Below are 19165 nucleotides of genomic sequence, written 5' to 3'. Positions count from 1 at the left end.
GTCTCAGACCAGGGCCGCGGCGATCTCGGCGGCGAGCTTGGCGTTGTTCTTCACCAGGGCGATGTTGGTGACCAGGCTGCGGCCGGCGGTCAGTTCCAGCATGCGGCCGAGCACATAGGGCGTCACCTGCTTGGCGCGGATGCCGTCGCGATCGGCATCGGCGATCGCGGTATCGATATAGCCGCGCATTTCCTCGGCGGGGATCTCGTCGGCGAGCGGCACCGGATTGGCGACCAGCATGCCGCCCTCGAGGCCGATCTCGGCGCGCTTGGCGATGAAGGCTGCGATCTCGCGCGGCGCGTCGAGGCGCAGCGGCGTAGGCAGGCCGCTCTGGCGCGACCAGAAAGCCGGCAGTTCGTCCTGGCCGACGGTGACGACCGGCACGCCCAGCGTTTCCAGCACTTCCAGCGTCTTCGGAATGTCGAGCAGCGCCTTGGCGCCGGCGCAGACGACCGTCACCGGGGTCTTGGCGAATTCGTAGAGGTCGGCCGAGACGTCATAGGTCGTCTCGGCGCCGCGATGCACGCCGCCGATTCCGCCCGTTGCGAACACGCGCACGCCGGCCAAATGGGCGGTGATCATGGTGGCGGCCACTGTCGTGGCGCCGGGACGGCCGGTCGACAGCGCGAAGGCGAGATCGGCGCGCGACACCTTCATCACGTCCTTGAGGCTCGCCAGACGCTCCAGCTCGTCCGCCGTCAGGCCGACCCGGATCTTGCCGTCCATGATGGCGATGGTCGCCGGCACGGCGCCATTGGCCCGCACGATGTCCTCGACGGCGCGCGCCGTCGCGATGTTGTCGGGATAGGGCATGCCATGGGTGACGATCGTCGTTTCCAGCGCGACCAGCGGCTTGCCATCGGCCTTGGCCGCCGCGACTTCGTCGGAAAGGATGATGAGATCGGACTCGGACATTCTGTGGATCACCATTCTGAAGGGGGCGGACCGGCACCGGGGTTCGGCGAAGCGCGTCCGCGAAAAGGCGGACCATGGCCGATCGCCCCCGTTCTCGGCAAGCCTTGTCCACGCCGGGCGGCCATGCCCGGCGCACATGTCGCGCCGGTCGATTGCAGGCCGAGCGGTTTGCGGTTCTTATCGGCGCTCGATCGATCCAATCCGGCCTTGGCCGGCAGCAAGAGGCTTCCAGCATGTCGAAGACCGCTCTCGTCACCGCCGCCAGCAAGGGAATCGGCGCGGGTATCGCCCGCCGCCTGGCCGCCGACGGCTATCGGGTCGGCCTGCTCGGCCGTTCGGAAGGCGTCGAGGCGCTGGCCAAGGAACTGGGCGGCTTCGCCGTGCGCGGCGATGTGACGAACGCCAAGGATTTGCAGGCGCTGGTCGAGCGCGCCCGGGCGGAGACGGGCCGGATCGACGCCATCGTCGCCAATAGCGGCCATGCCGCCAAGAAGAAGCTGCTCGATCTCGACGACGACGACTGGCGCGCCGCGCAGGACATGTTCCTGATGCCGACCGTCCGGCTGTTGCGGGCGGCGCGCGCCGATCTGGAAGCCTCGAAGGGCGCTTTCGTCGCCATGTCGAGCTTTGCCGCCGCCCGGCCGGATGGCGATTTCGCCTCGTCCTCGGTACTGCGCGCCGGGCTTTCCGCCTATGTCGCAGTGGCGGCGCGCACGCTCGCCAAGGATGGCATCACCATCAACGCGGTCGCGCCCGGCTTCATCGATTCGCTGCCCAGCACGGCCGAGCGGATCGCCCGCATCCCGGCCGGCCGCTATGGCGAAGTCGCCGAGCTTGCCAGCGCCGTCGCCTATCTCGTCTCGCCGCTGGCGCGCTATGTCACCGGCCAGACGATCACCGTCGATGGCGGCCTGACGTCCTGATCCCCTGCGCGGGCGGGGCTACTTGTCCTTCAGGTAGTCCGCCACGGCGGCATAGGCCGGCAGGCTGGTCGGGTCGTTGGCCGCGTTGCTGGTGACCGGGTTCGAGGCGAAGCGGGCAATCACCATCTGCGCGGCCGGATCGATATAAATCGCCTGGCCGTGCACGCCGCGCGCCATGAAGGCGCCGTTCGGATTGTTGGTGATCCACCACATGCCGGTATAGCTCCAGCCCTTGAGCAGCGGGTAGTCGGCCTTGGCGAACTTGGCCGGGTCGCCGCCGGCGCGGATATGGGCGATCGCGGCCTCCGGGATCAGGCGTTCGCCGTTCAGCATCCCGCCACCCAGCATCAGCTGGCCGATCCGCGCGAGGTCGCGCAGGCCGGCATTGAACCCGCCGCCGGCAAACGGCGTGCCGATCGAATCGACCGTGTAATAGGCGTCCAGCTCGGCGCCCATCCGGCTCCAGATCCGCTCCGACAGCAGCGTGGCCACCGACTTGCCGGTGACGCGGACGATGATCCAGCCAAGCGCATCGGAATTGATCGTCTTGTAGCCGAAGGCGGCGCCATGCTCGCCTTCCTTGCGCACCGTCTTCAGGTAATCGAAATAGCTGCGCGGGCCCTTGTAGTCGGCGGGCTTTGGCAACGGACTGCCGGCGGCCGAATAGATCCAGACATCGGCGTTTGGATCCGAATAGTCCTCGCTGTAGTGAAGCCCGGTGGTCATATCGAGCACCTGGCGCACGGTCGCGTCGCCGAAGGCGCTGCCGGCGAGTTCCGGCACTAGCGTCGCCACCTTCGCCTTGTCGTCGATCGTCCCCTCGGCGACGAGTATTTCGCCCAGCAGGCCGGTCAGCGACTTGGTCACCGACATCGCCGCATGCTGCCCGGTCTCGTCCAGGCAGCCGGCATAGCGCTCATAGATTAGCACGCCCTTGTGCAGGATGACGAGGCCATCGGTATAGTTGACGTCGAACGCGTCGCCGAACGTCATCGGCTTGGTGCTTCCAAGCGGCATGAAGCTCAGGCCCTCGATCGAATCGTCGATCTTCCGTTCGAAGAAGCGCAGCGGCCCGAGGCCGCGCCCGACGCCGATCGTCGGCATCAGCTGGCGGAAATGGCAGACCGTCCAGCGCAGCTTTGGGAAGGTGAAATAGTCGCCGTCGCTGAAGCGGATGATCTTGTCGGCCGGCGGCGGCGCGCCGACCATCCAGCCAAGCGTTGCGGGATCCGATTGCTGCGCTGTCATCGGGGTCGCCTCCTCGGCGCGGGCAGGGGGTGGCAGTGTCATCGCGCAGCCCAGGCTCAGGGCGACAAGGGCGGCCAGGCGGCGGGGCAGGGCGCGGAGAGGCGGCGGAGCTGGGATCGGGGCAGGCGGGAGCGACATCATGCGGTCTCCTCGGGTCCGGCTTGCGGCTCGCAGCGGTGGCGTCCGCACCTTCCTTGCTGCCACTCTAGCCCGCCCTGCGGCGTCGTGGCTCAAAAAGAGAACAAGGGTCGCCGTATTCCCGCTTGATGACGAGAACAAAACGTGTACATTGTCCCTGTTTGCTCACGTCCGAGCGGTGTGGAATAAGGAGCGCCGGAATGTCTCAATCTTCTCTCCGTCTCGTCGAAGGGGCCACAATGGACAAGTCGAAGGCGCTGGATGCAGCGCTCTCCCAGATCGAACGGGCCTTTGGCAAGGGCTCGATCATGCGCCTCGGCCAGAACAAGGCCGTCGAGATCGGAACCGTTTCCACCGGCTCGATCGGGCTCGATATCGCGCTCGGCATTGGCGGCCTGCCGCGCGGCCGAATCGTCGAGGTGTACGGTCCGGAATCCTCGGGCAAGACCACGCTGGCGCTGCAGACCATCGCCGAAGCGCAGAAGAATGGCGGCATCTGCGCCTTCGTCGACGCGGAACACGCGCTCGATCCGATCTACGCCCGCAAGCTAGGCGTCAATCTCGATGATCTGCTGATCTCGCAGCCCGATACGGGCGAGCAGGCCCTGGAGATCACCGACACGCTGGTGCGCTCCGGCGCCGTCGACGTGCTCGTGGTCGATTCGGTTGCAGCGCTGACGCCGCGCGCCGAAATCGAAGGCGAGATGGGCGACAGCCTGCCGGGCCTGCAGGCCCGCCTGATGAGCCAGGCGCTGCGCAAGCTCACCGCTTCGATCTCGAAGTCGAACACCATGGTGATCTTCATCAACCAGATCCGCATGAAGATCGGCGTGATGTTCGGCAATCCCGAGACCACGACCGGCGGCAATGCGCTGAAGTTCTACGCGTCCGTCCGCCTCGACATCCGCCGCATCGGCGCGATCAAGGAGCGCGACGACGTCGTCGGCAACCAGACCCGCGTCAAGGTGGTCAAGAACAAGCTGGCGCCGCCCTTCAAGCAGGTCGAATTCGACATCATGTATGGCGAAGGCATCTCCAAGATGGGCGAACTGGTTGATCTCGGCGTCAAGGCCGGCATCGTCGAGAAGTCGGGCGCCTGGTTCTCCTATGACAGCCAGCGACTCGGCCAGGGCCGCGAGAACGCCAAGAGCTTCCTGCGCGACAACCCGAAGGCAGCCGCCGCGATCGAGCTGGCGATCCGCCAGAATGCGGGCCTTATTGCCGAGCAGCTGACCAAGGGCGAGCCCGAGTCGGATGACGGCGAGGACGACGCGCTCGAGGCGTGATCGTCCCGGCCGGGCACATCGGATGGCGGCGGTCGCCGCCATCCGCGCTTTGGACATGCTGGCTAGAAGTCGTGCCGGGGAGGAATGGGGATGACCGAGCTGGAGACGCGGAGCGGCGGCTGTCATTGCGGGCGCGTGCGCTTCACGGCGCGCGGCGCCTTCGACGCGGCGATCTCGTGCAATTGCTCGATCTGCGGCAAGCGCGGCCATTGGCTCGCCTTCGTGCCCGCCGGCGATTTCGAGCTGGAGCAGGGCGCCGATTCCCTTTCCGACTACCAGTTCAACCATCGGCGCATCCACCATCTCTTCTGCGCGACCTGCGGCGTCGGCTCCTTCGGCCGCGGCACCGCGCCGGACGGTTCGGCGATGGTGGCGGTCAATGTGCGCTGCCTGGACGACGTCGATCTCACGGCGGTGACGGTCACGGCCTATGACGGTCGCAGCGCCTGAACGGCGCCGCCGCGCGCGGCGTTAAGGACGGCTTACGCGTTTTCTGGACAGTCCGTCGACCGGTCGCTACAAACGCCCGCACAATTCCTTCGGCGGGGTACGCTCTTGCGCGCCCCCCTCTGTAGCAGGCGGGTCAGTTTCCATGAGCAGCGTCAACGACATCCGGTCGGCGTATCTCGGCTTCTATCAGAAGAACGGTCACGAGATCGTCGCGTCGAGCCCGCTCGTGCCGCGCAACGATCCGACGCTGATGTTCACCAATGCCGGCATGGTCCAGTTCAAGGACTATTTCACCGGCCGGTCGGCAGCGCCCTATCCGCGCGCCACGACCTCGCAGAAATGCGTCCGCGCCGGCGGCAAGCACAATGATCTCGACAATGTCGGCTACACCGCCCGGCATCACACCTTCTTCGAGATGCTCGGCAATTTCTCGTTCGGCGACTATTTCAAGGAACGCGCGATCGAGCTGGCCTGGACGCTGGTCACCAAGGAATTCGGCCTGGCGCGCGAGAAGCTGCTCGTCACCGTCTATCACGACGACGAGGAAGCCTTCGGCCTCTGGAAGAAGATTGCCGGCCTGTCGGAAGACCGGATCATCCGCATCGCGACGTCGGACAATTTCTGGCAGATGGGCGATACCGGCCCGTGCGGTCCCTGCTCGGAGATCTTCTTCGACCATGGCGACCACATCCCCGGCGGCCCGCCCGGCAGCCCGGACGAGGATGGCGACCGCTTCATCGAGATCTGGAATCTCGTCTTCATGCAGTTCGAGCAGATCGCGCCGGGCAACCGCGTGCCGCTGCCGCGCCCGTCAATCGATACCGGCATGGGCCTCGAGCGCGTCGCCGCGGTCATGCAGGGCGTGCACGACAATTACGACATCGACCTGTTCAAGGCGCTGATCCGCGCCTCGGTCGAGGCGACCGGCGTGCCGGCCGAGGGCGCCAACCGCGCCAGCCACCGCATCATCGCCGACCATCTGCGCGCCACCTCCTTCCTGATCGCCGACGGCGTGCTGCCGTCCAATGAAGGCCGCGGCTATGTGCTGCGCCGCATCATGCGCCGCGCCATGCGCCACGCGCATCTGCTGGGCGCGGCGGAGCCGCTGATGTGGCGCCTGGTGCCGGCGCTGGTCCGCGAAATGGGCCAGGCCTATCCGGAACTGCTGCGCGCCGAAGCGCTGATCACCGAGACGCTGCGGCTGGAGGAAATCCGCTTCCGCCGCACGCTGGCGCGCGGCCTGACGCTGCTCGACGACGCGACGGGCACGCTCACCAGCGGCGCGACGCTCGATGGCGAGACTGCGTTCAAGCTCTACGACACCTATGGCTTCCCGCTCGACCTGACGCAGGACGCGCTGCGCGCCCGCGGCATTGGCGTCGATACGGACGCGTTCCAGACGGCGATGGAGCGGCAGAAGGCCGAGGCCCGCGCCAATTGGGCGGGTTCGGGCGACACCGCGACGGAGACGGTCTGGTTCTCGCTGCGCGACAAGCTCGGCGCGACCGAGTTCCTCGGCTATTCGGCGGAAGCCGCCGAAGGCAAGGTGCTGGCCCTGGTGCGCGACGGCGCCGAGATTGCCGAGGCCAAGGCCGGCGAGCCGGTGTCGATCGTCGTCAACCAGACGCCGTTCTATGCCGAATCGGGCGGCCAGGTCGGCGATGCCGGCCGGATCGAGACCGAGGGCGGCGCCGTCATCCGGATCGAGGACACGCAGAAGCGCGCCGATGGCCTGTTCGTGCATGTCGGGCAGGTCGAGAGCGGTTCGGTCAAGACCGGCGACGCCGTGCGCCTTGTCGTCGATCATGGCCGCCGCGGCACCATCCGCTCCAACCATTCGGCGACCCATCTGCTGCACGCAGCACTGCGCCGTGTGCTCGGCGATCACGTCGCCCAGAAGGGCTCGCTGGTCGCGCCGGAACGCCTGCGTTTCGATTTCAGCCACCCGAAGCCGATCGACGAGGCCGAACTCGCCGCCGTCGAGGAGATCGCCAACCAGATCGTCCTGCAGGACGCGCCGGTCGTCACCCGCCTGATGGATCGCGACGAGGCGATGCATTCCGGCGCGATGGCGCTGTTCGGCGAGAAGTATGGCGATGAAGTTCGCGTCGTCACCATGGGCGAAGAGAACGGCAAGCCCTATTCGGTCGAGCTTTGCGGCGGCACCCATGTCGGCCGCACCGGCGAAATCGGCCTGGTCACCTTTGTCGGCGAAAGCGCGGTCGCGGCCGGCGTGCGCCGCGTCGAGGCGCTGACCGGCAAGGCGGCCCGCGAGCATCTGGAACTACAGGACAAGCGCCTGAAGGCGGTCGCGGCTGCGCTCAAGGTGCGCCCCGACGAGGCGGCGGACCGGGTCCAGTCGCTGGTCGAGGACAAGCGTCGCCTTGAGCGCGAACTGGCCGAGGCCAAGAAGAAGCTGGCGCTGGGCGGCGGTGGCGGCCAGGCGGCCGGCGACGGCGTTCGCGAAATCGGCTCCGTGCGCTATCTTGGACGTGTGGTGTCCGGCATTTCGCCCAAGGACCTCAAGGGCCTGGTCGACGACGCCAAGAAGTCGGTCGGTTCCGGTATCGTCGCGATCGTCGGCGTCTCGGATGATGGCAAGGCCGGTCTGGTCGTTGGCGTCAGCGAGGATCTGGTTGGCCAGTACAGCGCCATCGACCTGGTTCGCGCCGGCTCGGATGCGCTGGGCGGCAAGGGCGGCGGCGGCCGGCCGGACATGGCGCAGGCCGGTGGCCCGGATGGCGCCAAGGCCGACGATGCGCTGGCGGCGATCGAGGCGGTACTGGCAGGCTAGTTCCGGCGGGGCCACGCCCCAAACGAGGATAACGCTGTGGAACATCTCGCGGCGGGCAGGGAACTTCTGATCTTCCTGGTCGCCGCGGGCATCGTCGTTCCGCTGTTCCAGTATATGCGGCTCGGCGTCGTGCTGGGCTTTCTCATCGCCGGCGTGGCGGTGGGGCCTGGCGGCTTCGGCCATCTGGCCGAGACCTGGCCGATCTTCGGCTATGCCGCGATCAGCGACGTGACCCGCCTGCAGACACTGGGCGATCTCGGCGTTCTGTTCCTGCTGTTCACCATCGGGCTGGAGCTGTCGCTGGCGCGGCTTGCCGCCATCGGCAAGATGATGGTCCAGGTCGGCGGCCTTCAGGTCATCTTCGCCACCGGCGCCATCTATGCGATGGCCGCGATCTCAGGGTTCCAGTTCGACGATTCCCTGGTGCTCGGCATGGCGTTCGCGCTGTCCTCGACCGCGATCGTCACCCAGTCACTGATCGAACGGAAGCGCCTCGTGGCGCCGGCGGGCCGGACGACGCTCGGCGTGCTGATCCTCCAGGATCTGACCGTCGTTCCCGTGGTCATTGTCGTCGGCATCCTGGGCACCGCGGGGGCGACGGCGGGCGCCAGCGTCGGCCTCGCTTTGGTCCAGGGCATCGGCATCGCGATCGCCGTGGTCATCGCCGTGCTCGCGCTTGGCCGCTTCCTGATCAAGCCGTTGATGCAGCTTGCCGGTGCCACCGGAAATCGCACCTTGCTGATCGCAATCACGCTGCTGATCATCATCGGCGCGGGCGCGCTGACCTCGGCGGCGGGACTTTCCTCGGCGCTCGGCGCATTCCTTGCCGGCCTGCTGCTCAGCGAGAGCGAATACCGCCACCAGCTCGATGTCGATGTCGAGCCGTTCCGGGATCTGCTGCTCGGCCTGTTCTTCATGACCGTCGGCATGACGATCGATCTCGACATCGTCTACCTGCAATGGACGATGGTGCTGCTGGCGCTCGTGCTGATGCTGGCGGTCAAGCTCGTGACGGCCTATGTCGCCGCCCGTCTCGTCCGCGTCGAGCGCTCGGTCGCGATCGAGATGGCCTTCCTGCTCGCCGGCGCCGGCGAGTTCGCCTTCGTCATGTTCGCGCTGGCCTTCCGGGACAATGTCATCACCGCCGATGTCGCCCATTTCGCGACCACCGTTGCGGCGCTTTCCATGATGTTCACGCCGGCGCTTGGCATGATCGGCGGGCGCATCGCAAAGGCGATGGAAAGCCGGACCCATATGGCGAAGCACGGCGTCCACGCCGATGAGGAGTGGGTCGATCACGTCATCATCGGCGGCTATGGCCGCGTCGGCGGGATGGTCGGCGGCCTTCTCCGCGCCGAGGGCATCCCCTTCGTGGCGCTGGATCTCGATGTCGTCCATGTCGAGCGCGCGAAGCAGGACGGACTGCCGGTGTTTTACGGCGATGCGACTCGCGCCGAGATCCTGACGCGGCTCGGCGCGGAAAATGCGCTGGCCTTCGTGGTCACGGCCGATGGCGGCGACATGGCGAAGCGCATGGTCGAGACGATTCGCGCCCGCTGGCCGGGCTCCACGATCCATGCCCGCGCGCGCAGCGTCGCGCATGCGCGGGAATTGCTGGATCTGGGCGCCACCCATGTCGTGCCGGAGGCCTTCGAGGGCAGCCTGCAGCTGAGCGGCGAATTGCTGGCGTCGATTGGACTTCCCCCGGAAGCGATCGCCAACCGCCTGGCGGTCGTGCGCGCCGTCGTCGAGGCGCGGCTGAGCGAGGAAGGGCCTTATCCAGCCAATCCCGAGGCGGAGGCCGGAGCCGCAATGCAGCCCGGCGACGGCTGACCCGCCAGAAGGGCGGGCCAGCCGTCATATCGTCAGTTGACCAGGAATCCGCCATCGACCGGCAGCGCCACGCCATTGATCATCGAGGCGCGGTCGGAGAGCAGATAGGCGATCGTCTCGGCGACTTCGCGCGGCTCGATGAAGCGGCCGAGCGGGATGCGCGCCAGCATCGGATCAGCCTTGGCCGGGTCGCTCCAGGCCTTGACCGCCATCGGGGTCAGCGTCACGCAGGGATTGACGGCATTGACGCGGATGCCCTTGCGGCCGAGCTCATTGGCCATCACCGTGGTCAGCCCGTCGAGCCCGCCCTTGGAGGCGCAATAGGCGGCGTGGTCCTCGAAGCCGATCCAGGACGAGAGCGAGGAGACGTTGACGATTGCGCCCTTCACGCCGCGCTCGATCATGCTGCGCGCGGTTTCCTGGGCCACAACCGCCGCGGCGATCACGTTGACGTTGTAGAGATGCTGGAAGCTCTCGACCTTGGCGTCGAGGAACGGCTCCAGCGTGGTGGTGCCGGCGCAATTGACCAGCAGGTCGATCGGCTGGGCCGCGCGGGCCGCCTCGCGCGTCGCGACCGGGTCGGCGAGGTCGACGGCATAGGTCTCGCAGCCGATCTCGGCCGCCAGCGTCTCCAGATCCTTCGGATCGCGCGAAAGCGCCACGACGGTGGCGCCATATTCGGCCAGCAGCAGCGCCGTGGCGCGGCCGATGCCCTTGCCGGCGCCGGTGACCAGGATGCGCTTGCCCTTGAATTCAGTCATGGATTTCCTCCCGATATCGTTGAGCGAAACTAGCCCGAACCCCGGGGAAAAGGCCATGGGGTTGATCGCTCCGGATTATCGTCCCCAGATTGTCAGCGGCCCGCAGGCGGTGAAGCCCAGCGCGAGGGATTGGGCGAGCGCTTCGCCGCGCTCATAGCCGAGGAGCGGCAGGTTTCCCGCGAGGCCGAGCGCGAAACGGAGCGCCCCTGCGCGGCATTCGGGTGCTGCTTCGTCCGGGACGAAGACATTCGACCAGCCCACGGCGCCGGCGGAGCGGTTGAGCGCCGCGCCGGCAAGGATCGTGTCGCCGCGCCAGCCGCCGATCAGGGTGATGGCGGGATCCTCGAGCAGCGTCGCGGCGAAAGGCGAGGGGGTGCTGGCGTCGCCCGACCATCCGGACTGCCAGGCATCGAAGGCTTCCGGCGTCCCGACGATCCGCCAGTCGAGACCGTCTGGGTCGCCTTCCGGTGCCGGATTGGCGGGCAGGCGGGCGATCCAACTGGCAGAGAAGAGCGGTGCCAAGCCAAGCGGGGCGAGATCGAGCGTCGCGAAGCTGTCCTTGATCGCGAAGCCGCTGCCGAGTTCGTTTGCGAGCGCTTCGAGGGCGGCGCGCTGGCGGCCGTCGTCGTCAGGAGTAAGCGTGACGGCATTGGGATAGAAGGGTGGCGCCGGATGCCGGTTGAGCCAGACGTTCGGCCGGAACTCTCCCGGGCGGCCCCAGCTGCGGCACACGGCGTCGCACCATTCTGCGTTGTTGCGGGCGGCAAGGCGGACGAGATCGCTCATCCGCCCTGCATCCCCTGGCGGCCGGCTGCCGTCAAGCGTCAGTCCGGACGGCGGTTGGCGCTCTGGCGTTCGATCATCCAGCCGGGATATTCCGCCGGCAGCGCGCTGACTTCGTCGAGGCGCTTCAGTTCCTCGGCCGAGAGCGTCACGCTCGTCGCGGCGAGATTGTCGTCCAGCTGTTCCACGCTCTTGGCGCCGATGATCACCGAGGTCACGACCGGCTGGTGCAGCAGCCAGGCGAGCGCGATGCGGGCGACCGAGACACCCTTGGCGTCGCCGATCTCGCGCATCACGTCGATGACGTCGAAGGCGCGATCCTTGTTGATCGGCGGGAAGTCGAAGCTGGCGCGGCGGGCGCCGTCCGGCCCCTTGCCGTCGCGATCATACTTGCCGGACAGGAAGCCGCCGGCGAGCGGGCTCCAGACCATCAGGCCGACCTTCTGGTCCCGCAGCATCGGCGCGATGTCGCGCTCCAGGTCGCGGCCGGCGATGGTGTAATAGGCCTGAAGCGAGGCGAAGCGGGCCCAGTTCTTGTGATCGGCGACCCCCAGCGCCTTCATGATCTGCCACGACGCCCAGTTGGAGACGCCGACATAGCGGACATGGCCCTGGCGGACGAGATCGTCGAGCGCCCGCACGGTTTCCTCGACCGGGGTCAGCGGATCGAAGCCGTGGATCTGGTAGAGGTCGATATAGTCGGTGCCGAGCCGCTTCAGGCTCGCCTTGACGGCGTCCATGATGTGGCCGCGCGAAGCGCCGCGATCGTTCGGGCCGGGGCCGGTCTGGCCGAGCGCCTTGGTGGCGAGCACGATGTCCGAGCGCTGGCGGCCTGAATTGACCATGGCGCGGCCGGTGACTTCCTCCGAGACGCCTTCCGAATAGACGTCGGCCGTGTCGATGAAGTTGACGCCGGCATCGAGCGCGCGGGCGACGATGCTGTCGGCGACCGACTGGTCGAGCTGGCCGATCGCCGTCCAGAAGCCGCGGCCGCCGAAGGTCATGGTGCCGAGGCAGATTTCGGAAACGAGAAGTCCGGTGCCGCCGAGTGTCTTGGTGCGCATAAGTGAGATCCGTTCTGGTGGGGGGGCGCCAGGGCGCCGATCAGGAGATAGGGCAGGCGGCCGGACGCGCCAGGGGGCGGTCCGGGCGCGGGCTTTGGCGTGGCTAGAAGCTGCCGTCCGTGGTTGCGGAGAGCGGGCGGCTCGCTTCGAGTTCGGATTGCAGCCGCTCGATCTTGGCGGCGAACACGCCGGCGGAATCGGAGCCGGCGGCATAGCGGAACAGCGGCTTCTCGCGGGCAGCGAGTTCGACGATCACGGCCGCGAGCTTGGCCGGGTCGCCGGCCTGCTGGTGGTTGCGATCGCGATAGCCGGCGCGGATCTGGGCCGAGATTTCGGCATAGTCCTCGATCGGCTTGGCGCCGAAGCGCACCGAGCTTTCATCCAGGAAATCGGTCCGGAAGAAGCCGGGCTCGACCACCGTCACATGGATGCCGAAGGACTCAACTTCCTGGGCCAAAGATTCCGAGAAGCCCTCGATGGCGAATTTGCTGGCGCAATAAAGCGAGCCGCCCAGCCCGCCGCGAATGCCGGCGATGGAGGAGATGTTGAAGACACGGCCGGCGCGCTGCTGGCGCATGACCGGCAGGACCGCGCGGGTGACGTTGAATAGGCCGAAGACATTGGTCGCGAACTGGCGCTCGGCGTCTTCGGGGGCCGATTCCTCGAACAGGCCGAGATGGCCATAGCCGGCATTGTTGACCAGCACGTCGATGCGGCCGAACTTATTGACGGCGGCTTCGACGGCGGCGGTGATCGCGGCCGGGTCGGTGACGTCGAGCGCCAGCGCCAGGACGCGGTCGGCGTACGCGGCGAAGGCCGCGCGGATCTTGTCGGGGTCGCGGCCGGTGGCGACGACGCTGTCGCCGCTCTGGAGTGCCGCCTTGACGATCTCGGCGCCGATGCCGCGCGTCGAGCCGGTGACGAACCAAATCTTGCTCATGTCGAACTCCTTCGATTGCAGGACCAAGATGGGGCGCGGGGTAACGAAGCGTTACCAGGAAGCTACCAGCTTCTTGCCTGATCCTCTCAGAGTGTCGATCCAGGCTGCGACCGCGCTTGCGCGATGCGAAAGCCGGATGTCTTATCGGAGCCATCATGGAAGCGATGAACGAACTCCGCGCGCTGATCGAACGGCATTGCGTCTCGACCCGTTTCGAGACGGCTATCCCGCGCGTCACCCTGCTGCGCTCCTGCACCCAGACCGGTCCGGCCCGCGTGCTCTACGAGCCGCTGTTCTGCGTCGTGGCCCAGGGCCGCAAGCAGGTGATGGTCGGCGACAAGATGCTGATCTATGACACGGCGAAATATCTGGTCGTCTCGGTCGACCTGCCTGCCAGCGGCGCCATCCTGGATGCCAGCGCCACCGAGCCCTATCTCGCCTTCAGCATGCGGCTCGACCGCGGCGCGCTCGCTTCGCTGCTGCTCGAACTGGCGAGCATCGACGATGATGGCGCGCCCTCGGCCGGCATGGCCGTCAGCCCGATCGACGCGGAATTGCTCGATCCTGTCATCCGCCTGTTACGTCTTCTGGACCGTCCCCGCGACATGGCGATTCTATCCCCGCTGATCGAGCGCGAAATCCTCTATCGCCTGCTGACCGGGGCGCAGGGGCGCATGCTGCGGCAGATCGCGCTTTCCGACAGTCGACTATCCTGCATCAGCCGCGCCATCGACTGGATCAAGCACAATTACAGCGAGACCATGCGCGTCGAGGCGCTGGCCGAGATCGCCGGCATGAGCGGATCGTCGTTTCACCGGCATTTCAAGGCCGTGACCTCGATGAGCCCGCTGCAGTTCCAGAAGCAGATCCGATTGCAGGAAGCCCGCCGCCTGCTGCTGGTGCAGCGCGCCGACGCCGGCAGCATCGGCTTCGCGGTCGGCTATGAGAGCCAGTCGCAGTTCAGCCGCGAATATAGCCGCCTGTTCGGCGAGCCGCCGGCGCGCGATGCCGCCAGGCTGCGCGACCTCTCGGCGCTCGATCCGCAGCGCCTGTCGCAGCCCGTCTGACCTTGGCCAACGAAAAACGGCGCGGGAGGGCCCGCGCCGTTTCCAAAGAGCTTGGGTGGTAGGCCCTCTATTCCTTGACCGCTCCCGTCATCGACGAGACGTAGGAGTCGACGAAGAACGAATAGAGGATGACGACGGGAAGCGAGCCGAACAGCGCGCCCGCCATCAGCGCTCCCCATTCGAACACGTCGCCGCGCACCAGTTCTGTCAGCACGCCGACCGGGATCGTCTTGTTCTCCGACGACTGGATGAAGGTCAGCGCGTAGATGAATTCGTTCCACGACAGGGTGAAGGCGAAGATGCCGGCCGAGATCAGCCCCGGCACGGCGAGCGGCAGGATGACCTTGATGAGGATCTGCCAGCGCGTCGCCCCGTCGACCAGGGCGCTCTCCTCAAGCTCGAAGGGAATCGAGCGGAAATAGCCCATCAGTAGCCAGGTGCAGAACGGAATCAGGAAGGTCGGGTAAGTGAAGATCAGCGCCAGCTTGGTGTCATAGATTCCGAACTGGAAGACGATGACGGCGAGGGGGATGAACAGGATCGAGGGCGGAACGAGATAGGCGAGGAAGATCAGCAGCCCCGCCGGCCGCGATCCGGTGAACCGCACCCTTTCGATGGCGTAGGCCGCGAAGACGGATGCCGCGAGGGAGAGGACCGTGGAGCCGAAGGCGACCAGCATCGTGTTCCAGAGCCAGCCCGGATAGGACGTTTCGAACAGCAGATACTTGATGTGGTCCAGCGTCGGCTCGACCACCCAGAACGGGCTGTATTGCTCGTAATTGGTCAGCTGATGGTTGGGCTTCACCGCCGTGATCGCCATCCAGTAAAACGGGAAGATCAGGACGAAGACGAAGACGGCGAGCGGGAGATAGATCGTCACGATCCGGCGGGGCAGGCGGTTCAGATAGCTCATGCCCTCCGCGTCATCGTTGAGGGACGGGTCGTTCTGTGCGGTAATTGCCATGGTTTCTCTCCTAGTCTTGACCGCCCTGCTGCCACTTCCGCCGTTGCAGGCCGAAGAAGCTGAACAGGATCGCTGCGAGCAGGAAGGGGATCATCGCGACGGCAATCGCCGCACCCTCGCCAAGCTGGCCGCCGGGTATGCCGCGCTGGAACGACAGCGTCGCCATGAGGTGGGTCGCGTTGACCGGGCCGCCCTTGGTGAGGACGTAGATCAGCTGGAAGTCTGTGAAGGTGAACAGGACCGAGAAGGTCATCACCACGGCGATGATCGGGCTCAGCAAGGGCAGCGTCACGAGACGGAAGCGCTGCCAGCTGGTGGCGCCGTCGAGCGACGCAGCCTCCTGCAGCGACGGCGAGATGGTCTGCAAGCCGGCCAGCAGCGAGATGGCAACGAAGGGAATGCCGCGCCAGACATTGGCGGCGATCACCGAGATGCGGGCATTGGTGGGATCGCCGAGGAAATTGATCGGGCCGTCGATCCAGCCGATCTGCATCAGCGACCAGGAGATGATCGAAAACTGCGCGTCGAAGATCCACCAGAAGGCGAGCGCGGAAAGAACCGTCGGCACGACCCAGGGCAGAAGCACGAGAGCGCGAAAGAAGGATTTGAACGGCAGATTCTCGTTCAGGATCATCGCCAGCCAGAGGCCGAGCGCGAATTTGAGGACCGAGGCGACGAAGGTGTAGACGACCGTGTTGAAGACGGAGGTCCAGAAAACCGGGTCGTGCCAGAGATAGCGGTAGTTTTCCAGGCCGATGAAGACGCCGTCGCGGCCGATCTTCGCATCGGTGAAACCAAGCCAGACGCCGAGGCCGAGCGGATAGGTCAGGAAGCAGATCAGGAACGCCGCGGCCGGCAGCATGAACATCAGTCCCATCGCATTCCGGCTCTGGAACATTTCCGCGATGCGCGATGGCGGCTTTTGGGTGGGGTAGGCACTCATGGACATCTCCGCGCCCAGCAAGGAATCAGGGTGTTTCCCGCCGCTTGCGCGGCGGGAAAGGAGGGCGTCGACTAGACGCGGTAGTAGCGCTGGGCCCGGCGCTCGGCCTGGGCGATGGCGTCTTCCGGCGACATCTGGCCGGTGACGGCGGTCGCGTACATGTCGACCAGCACATAGTCGGCCATCGTCGCGGCCGAGGCGGTGCCGAGCGGGCCGGCATAGCCATTGGGACGCAGCGAGCCCGATGCCTTCGCATAGGCCGCATGGATCGGATTGCTGGTCCAGACGGGGTTGTCGGCAAAGGCCTTGAGCGGCTGGCAGCAATAGGCGCTGGCGCCTTCGATCCAGCTGTTCATGTTATCCGGCTGGTACATGAACTGCAGATAGGCCTTGGCGGCTTCCGGATACTTCGTGTGCTTGAAGACCGAGAGGGTCGAGGCCTGGTGCAGCTCGACGGATTCACCGACCGGGCCGATCGGCAAATTGACCGAACGCATGTCCTCGGCAATCTCCTTCATCGAAGGATCCTTGAGGGCGGCGTAATAGACCGAGACGCCGTTGGCGGTCAGCGACACCTGGCCGGCCAGGAAGGCGCGGTTGTTGTTGACGTCCTGCCAGCTTTCCGTGCCCGGGATGAAGGTCTTGTAGAGCTCCTGCGCATATTTGACCGAAGCCAGCGTCTCCGGGCTGTTGAGGACGACATTGCCCGCCTCATCGACCATCTTGCCGCCATGGCTCCACAGCAGCCAATGCGCATAGTTGTTGCCGTCGCCCACCGCCTTGCCATGCGGGAAGCCGGCCGGCGTGCCCTTCGCCTGCAGGGCCTTGCAGAGTTCGAGGAAGCCGGCCGTATCCTTCGGGAATTCGTTGAAGCCGGCCGCCTTCATGTGGCTGTCGCGATAGACAATCGCGTTGCCGATGGCGCAGAGCGGCAGGGCAATGAACTTGCCGTCGCGCTTGGCATAGCCCTCGAGGCCCGGATACCAGCCGCCATTGGCGCTGCCCAGATATTCGCCGAGTTCCGTCAGGTCGACCAGCTTGTCGGGATATTGCTGCGGATCGTCGAACCAGCTCATCACCATGTCCGGGCCCGAGCCGATATTGGCTGCAACCGCCGCCTTCGGGCGGACGTCTTCCCAGCTTTCCTTGTCGATACGAACCGGGACGCCGGTGGCGTCGGTGAACTTTTTGGTGTTGGCGAGCCAGGCGGCTTCTTCGCCCGGAACGAACGGGACCCAGCGCAGCAGCCGCAGCGACGCGCCTTCCTCCGGCTTGTAGGTCGGCGCAGCGGCCTGGGCGAATGCCGGGCTGATGCCGAAGCCACCGAGGCCTGTGGCGGCGACGAGTCCGGCGGATGTGGTCAGAAAATGGCGTCGGTTCAAAGTCATGGGGTTCCTCCTCCTCCTGCTTTTGCGGGATTTGCCTGCCAGGCAGGCAACGCCGTCCCGAAGCGGCGCGGATCTTGGGACTCGCCTAGAGGCGAAGTCCCGTGGCGGCGTTGAAGATGTGCGTCGAAGCCGTATCGATGCCGATGTTCAGCGTCTCGCCCGGCTTGGCGGCGACGCGCTCGCGGAACACGCAGGTGACATCCGTTCCGGCGAGCTTGGCGATGATCTGCGTCTCCGAGCCGGTGGGTTCGGTGACCAGAACGGTTGCGGGGATGCCAGCGGGATCGAGCCGCATGGCCTCCGGCCGCAGGCCATAGACGAGATCCTGCCCCTTGGCGGCCTCGATCTCCCGGTCGACGGGGAGCACGGTTCCATCGGTGGCGACGAAGCGGCGCGCGTCGTTCGGATCGAGGTGTCCCTTGATCATGTTCATCGAGGGCGAGCCGATGAAACCGGCGACGAACAGGTTGACCGGCCGATCATAGAGCTCGAGCGGCGCGCCGATCTGCTCGACGCGGCCATCCTGCATGACGACGATCTTGTCGGCCATGGTCATGGCCTCGATCTGGTCGTGCGTGACATAGACGGTCGTCGTCTTCAGGCGCTGGTGCAGTTCCTTGATTTCGGCCCGCATGGCGACGCGCAGCTTGGCGTCGAGATTGGAAAGCGGTTCATCGAACAGGAACACCTGGGGATCGCGGACGATGGCCCGGCCCATGGCGACGCGCTGGCGCTGGCCGCCCGAGAGCTGGCGCGGGTAGCGTTCCAGAAGGTGGGTCAATCCGAGGATCTCGGCGGCGGGGCGGACGCGCTCGTCGATCGTGGCCTTGCTCGCGCCCTTCAGCGTGAGCGAGAACGCCATGTTGTCGGCGACCGTCATATGCGGATAGAGCGCATAATTCTGGAACACCATGGCGATGTCGCGTTCCTTCGGCGGCACTCGATTCACGACCTTGTCGCCGATGCGGATCTCGCCCGCGGTGATGTTTTCCAGCCCCGCCAGCATCCGCAGCAGAGTCGACTTGCCGCATCCGGACGGGCCGACCAGGATGACGAACTCGCCATCATCGATCCGGACATCAACGCCCCGGATGATGGGCTGAGCACCGAAGGACTTCTTCACATTTACGAATTCTACTGACGCCATGCACGTCCTCCCGGAATTTTATGGTTGTGCCGCCTTGGGCTGAATTTGGGCGGGGATGGTTCGAAGCCCGCCTTGGTCCCGGGCGCCGGCTCCGTGCGCCCCTCAGGACACGTTGGCTCCGCATAGGAGGGCGGTCACGCCCTGTGACGGACCTGCGGATGCCGCCGGAAAGGGGGCCTGCAAGGCTCCCGGCGCCTGTCGCCCTTTGCGCCCGCTATGTCCCTCACGAGGCCGAGTGCGCCGGAGCGCGGCCGAAGTGGCCAACTAGAGGGCGAGGGGGCGTTGCGGCACACATACGGTCGATCGCCCCGCCAACAGCCAGAGGCTTCGCGCTTCGCCGTACCAGCGACCGTCTCATTCGTCGCACGAAAGGTAGTGGGAATTCGACCCGATGATCAAAGACAGCTTCTCCCTCTGTCTGTGAAATGCGCTCCCTCGCGCCTCTCTATTGATCCTATGAAAACTTATCCGGCGGGGTCAACCGACTGTTGGGTGTATTTCCCAAGAAGGTCCGAGTCTGT

16 protein-coding genes are annotated in these 19165 nt (G+C 66.2%); 6 read left to right on the top strand and 10 right to left on the bottom strand.

All coding sequences use genetic code 11. The annotated features are described in order from the left end of the window. Window positions 1-3: 3 nt before the first annotated feature. A complete protein-coding gene (locus ABIE08_RS08650) occupies window positions 4-915 on the bottom strand; it encodes a pseudouridine-5'-phosphate glycosidase (protein WP_354550297.1) in 912 nt (303 codons plus the stop codon). A gap of 233 nt (window positions 916-1148) precedes the next feature. Between ABIE08_RS08650 and ABIE08_RS08645 the strand changes: the two genes are divergently transcribed. Continuing rightward, entirely contained in the window at window positions 1149-1838 is a 690-nt protein-coding gene (locus ABIE08_RS08645) for an SDR family oxidoreductase (RefSeq protein ID WP_354550295.1), read from the top strand. Window positions 1839-1856: 18 nt separating this feature from the next. Here the strand turns inward: ABIE08_RS08645 and ABIE08_RS08640 are convergent, their stop codons facing one another. Next, window positions 1857-3086, bottom strand: coding sequence for a serine hydrolase domain-containing protein (locus tag ABIE08_RS08640; RefSeq protein WP_354550293.1), 1230 nt, complete (start codon window positions 3084-3086; stop codon window positions 1857-1859). A gap of 338 nt (window positions 3087-3424) precedes the next feature. On the opposite strand from ABIE08_RS08640, the gene recA reads away from it, so the two are divergent. The 4 genes from recA (at window position 3425) to ABIE08_RS08620 (ending at window position 9587) form a co-directional block, all read left to right on the top strand. Continuing rightward, a complete protein-coding gene (gene recA / locus ABIE08_RS08635) occupies window positions 3425-4510 on the top strand; it encodes a recombinase RecA (protein ID WP_354550291.1) in 1086 nt (361 codons plus the stop codon). Window positions 4511-4600: 90 nt separating this feature from the next. Continuing rightward, entirely contained in the window at window positions 4601-4960 is a 360-nt protein-coding gene (locus ABIE08_RS08630; RefSeq protein WP_354550289.1) for a GFA family protein, read from the top strand. 142 nt (window positions 4961-5102) lie between these two features. After that, complete coding sequence (gene alaS / locus ABIE08_RS08625) at window positions 5103-7754, top strand: alanine--tRNA ligase (RefSeq protein WP_354550287.1); 2652 nt, start codon at window positions 5103-5105, stop codon at window positions 7752-7754. 36 nt (window positions 7755-7790) lie between these two features. After that, window positions 7791-9587 carry a cation:proton antiporter domain-containing protein gene (locus tag ABIE08_RS08620; RefSeq protein WP_354550285.1) on the top strand — a complete coding sequence of 599 codons (1797 nt, stop codon included), beginning with the start codon at window positions 7791-7793 and terminating at the stop codon, window positions 9585-9587. 32 nt (window positions 9588-9619) lie between these two features. Here ABIE08_RS08620 and ABIE08_RS08615 read toward each other — a convergent pair whose 3' ends face one another. The 4 genes from ABIE08_RS08615 to ABIE08_RS08600 all read right to left on the bottom strand — a co-directional run bounded on the left by ABIE08_RS08615 (window position 9620) and on the right by ABIE08_RS08600 (window position 13135). Next, complete coding sequence (locus ABIE08_RS08615) at window positions 9620-10348, bottom strand: SDR family oxidoreductase (RefSeq protein WP_354550283.1); 729 nt, start codon at window positions 10346-10348, stop codon at window positions 9620-9622. A 75-nt stretch (window positions 10349-10423) separates the two neighbouring features. Further along, window positions 10424-11134, bottom strand: a complete 711-nt coding sequence (locus tag ABIE08_RS08610) for a hypothetical protein (RefSeq protein WP_354550281.1) — start codon at window positions 11132-11134, stop codon at window positions 10424-10426. Window positions 11135-11172: 38 nt separating this feature from the next. Next, a complete protein-coding gene (locus ABIE08_RS08605) occupies window positions 11173-12195 on the bottom strand; it encodes an aldo/keto reductase (protein ID WP_354550279.1) in 1023 nt (340 codons plus the stop codon). A gap of 103 nt (window positions 12196-12298) precedes the next feature. After that, on the bottom strand, window positions 12299-13135 hold the full coding sequence (locus ABIE08_RS08600; protein WP_354550277.1) for an oxidoreductase: 837 nt from the start codon (window positions 13133-13135) through the stop codon (window positions 12299-12301). 155 nt (window positions 13136-13290) lie between these two features. Between ABIE08_RS08600 and ABIE08_RS08595 the strand changes: the two genes are divergently transcribed. Continuing rightward, window positions 13291-14202 carry an AraC family transcriptional regulator gene (locus tag ABIE08_RS08595; protein WP_354550275.1) on the top strand — a complete coding sequence of 304 codons (912 nt, stop codon included), beginning with the start codon at window positions 13291-13293 and terminating at the stop codon, window positions 14200-14202. 67 nt (window positions 14203-14269) lie between these two features. Here the strand turns inward: ABIE08_RS08595 and ABIE08_RS08590 are convergent, their stop codons facing one another. From ABIE08_RS08590 to ABIE08_RS08575, 4 genes are all read right to left on the bottom strand, one after another. Further along, window positions 14270-15166, bottom strand: a complete 897-nt coding sequence (locus ABIE08_RS08590; protein WP_354550273.1) for a carbohydrate ABC transporter permease — start codon at window positions 15164-15166, stop codon at window positions 14270-14272. A 10-nt stretch (window positions 15167-15176) separates the two neighbouring features. After that, complete coding sequence (locus ABIE08_RS08585) at window positions 15177-16064, bottom strand: carbohydrate ABC transporter permease (protein WP_396309487.1); 888 nt, start codon at window positions 16062-16064, stop codon at window positions 15177-15179. 116 nt (window positions 16065-16180) lie between these two features. Next, complete coding sequence (locus ABIE08_RS08580; protein ID WP_354550269.1) at window positions 16181-17497, bottom strand: ABC transporter substrate-binding protein; 1317 nt, start codon at window positions 17495-17497, stop codon at window positions 16181-16183. 85 nt (window positions 17498-17582) lie between these two features. Continuing rightward, window positions 17583-18644 (bottom strand): ABC transporter ATP-binding protein, encoded by a 1062-nt coding sequence (locus tag ABIE08_RS08575; RefSeq protein WP_354550267.1) that lies wholly within the window; start codon window positions 18642-18644, stop codon window positions 17583-17585. Window positions 18645-19165: the final 521 nt, after the last annotated feature.

This window comes from Kaistia defluvii (assembly GCF_040548815.1).
In the GTDB taxonomy this organism is placed as follows: domain Bacteria; phylum Pseudomonadota; class Alphaproteobacteria; order Rhizobiales; family Kaistiaceae; genus Kaistia; species Kaistia defluvii_A.
The sequence above is the reverse complement of the archived record's forward strand: the minus strand, read 5'-3'. Positions and strand labels throughout refer to the sequence as shown.

Bases quoted from the DNA above. Each gene is read 5' to 3' on its own strand.
- ABIE08_RS08595 (WP_354550275.1), top strand. From the start codon at position 13,291: ATGGAAGCGATGAACGAACTCCGCGCGCTGATCGAACGGCATTGCGTC.
- ABIE08_RS08640 (WP_354550293.1), bottom strand. From the start codon at position 3,086: ATGACAGCGCAGCAATCGGATCCCGCAACGCTTGGCTGGATGGTCGGC.
- recA (WP_354550291.1), top strand. From the start codon at position 3,425: ATGTCTCAATCTTCTCTCCGTCTCGTCGAAGGGGCCACAATGGACAAG.
- ABIE08_RS08600 (WP_354550277.1), bottom strand. From the start codon at position 13,135: ATGAGCAAGATTTGGTTCGTCACCGGCTCGACGCGCGGCATCGGCGCC.
- ABIE08_RS08610 (WP_354550281.1), bottom strand. From the start codon at position 11,134: ATGAGCGATCTCGTCCGCCTTGCCGCCCGCAACAACGCAGAATGGTGC.
- ABIE08_RS08605 (WP_354550279.1), bottom strand. From the start codon at position 12,195: ATGCGCACCAAGACACTCGGCGGCACCGGACTTCTCGTTTCCGAAATC.
- alaS (WP_354550287.1), top strand. From the start codon at position 5,103: ATGAGCAGCGTCAACGACATCCGGTCGGCGTATCTCGGCTTCTATCAG.
- ABIE08_RS08575 (WP_354550267.1), bottom strand. From the start codon at position 18,644: ATGGCGTCAGTAGAATTCGTAAATGTGAAGAAGTCCTTCGGTGCTCAG.
- ABIE08_RS08645 (WP_354550295.1), top strand. From the start codon at position 1,149: ATGTCGAAGACCGCTCTCGTCACCGCCGCCAGCAAGGGAATCGGCGCG.
- ABIE08_RS08650 (WP_354550297.1), bottom strand. From the start codon at position 915: ATGTCCGAGTCCGATCTCATCATCCTTTCCGACGAAGTCGCGGCGGCC.
- ABIE08_RS08590 (WP_354550273.1), bottom strand. From the start codon at position 15,166: ATGGCAATTACCGCACAGAACGACCCGTCCCTCAACGATGACGCGGAG.
- ABIE08_RS08585 (WP_396309487.1), bottom strand. From the start codon at position 16,064: ATGTTCCAGAGCCGGAATGCGATGGGACTGATGTTCATGCTGCCGGCC.
- ABIE08_RS08630 (WP_354550289.1), top strand. From the start codon at position 4,601: ATGACCGAGCTGGAGACGCGGAGCGGCGGCTGTCATTGCGGGCGCGTG.
- ABIE08_RS08615 (WP_354550283.1), bottom strand. From the start codon at position 10,348: ATGACTGAATTCAAGGGCAAGCGCATCCTGGTCACCGGCGCCGGCAAG.
- ABIE08_RS08580 (WP_354550269.1), bottom strand. From the start codon at position 17,497: ATGACTTTGAACCGACGCCATTTTCTGACCACATCCGCCGGACTCGTC.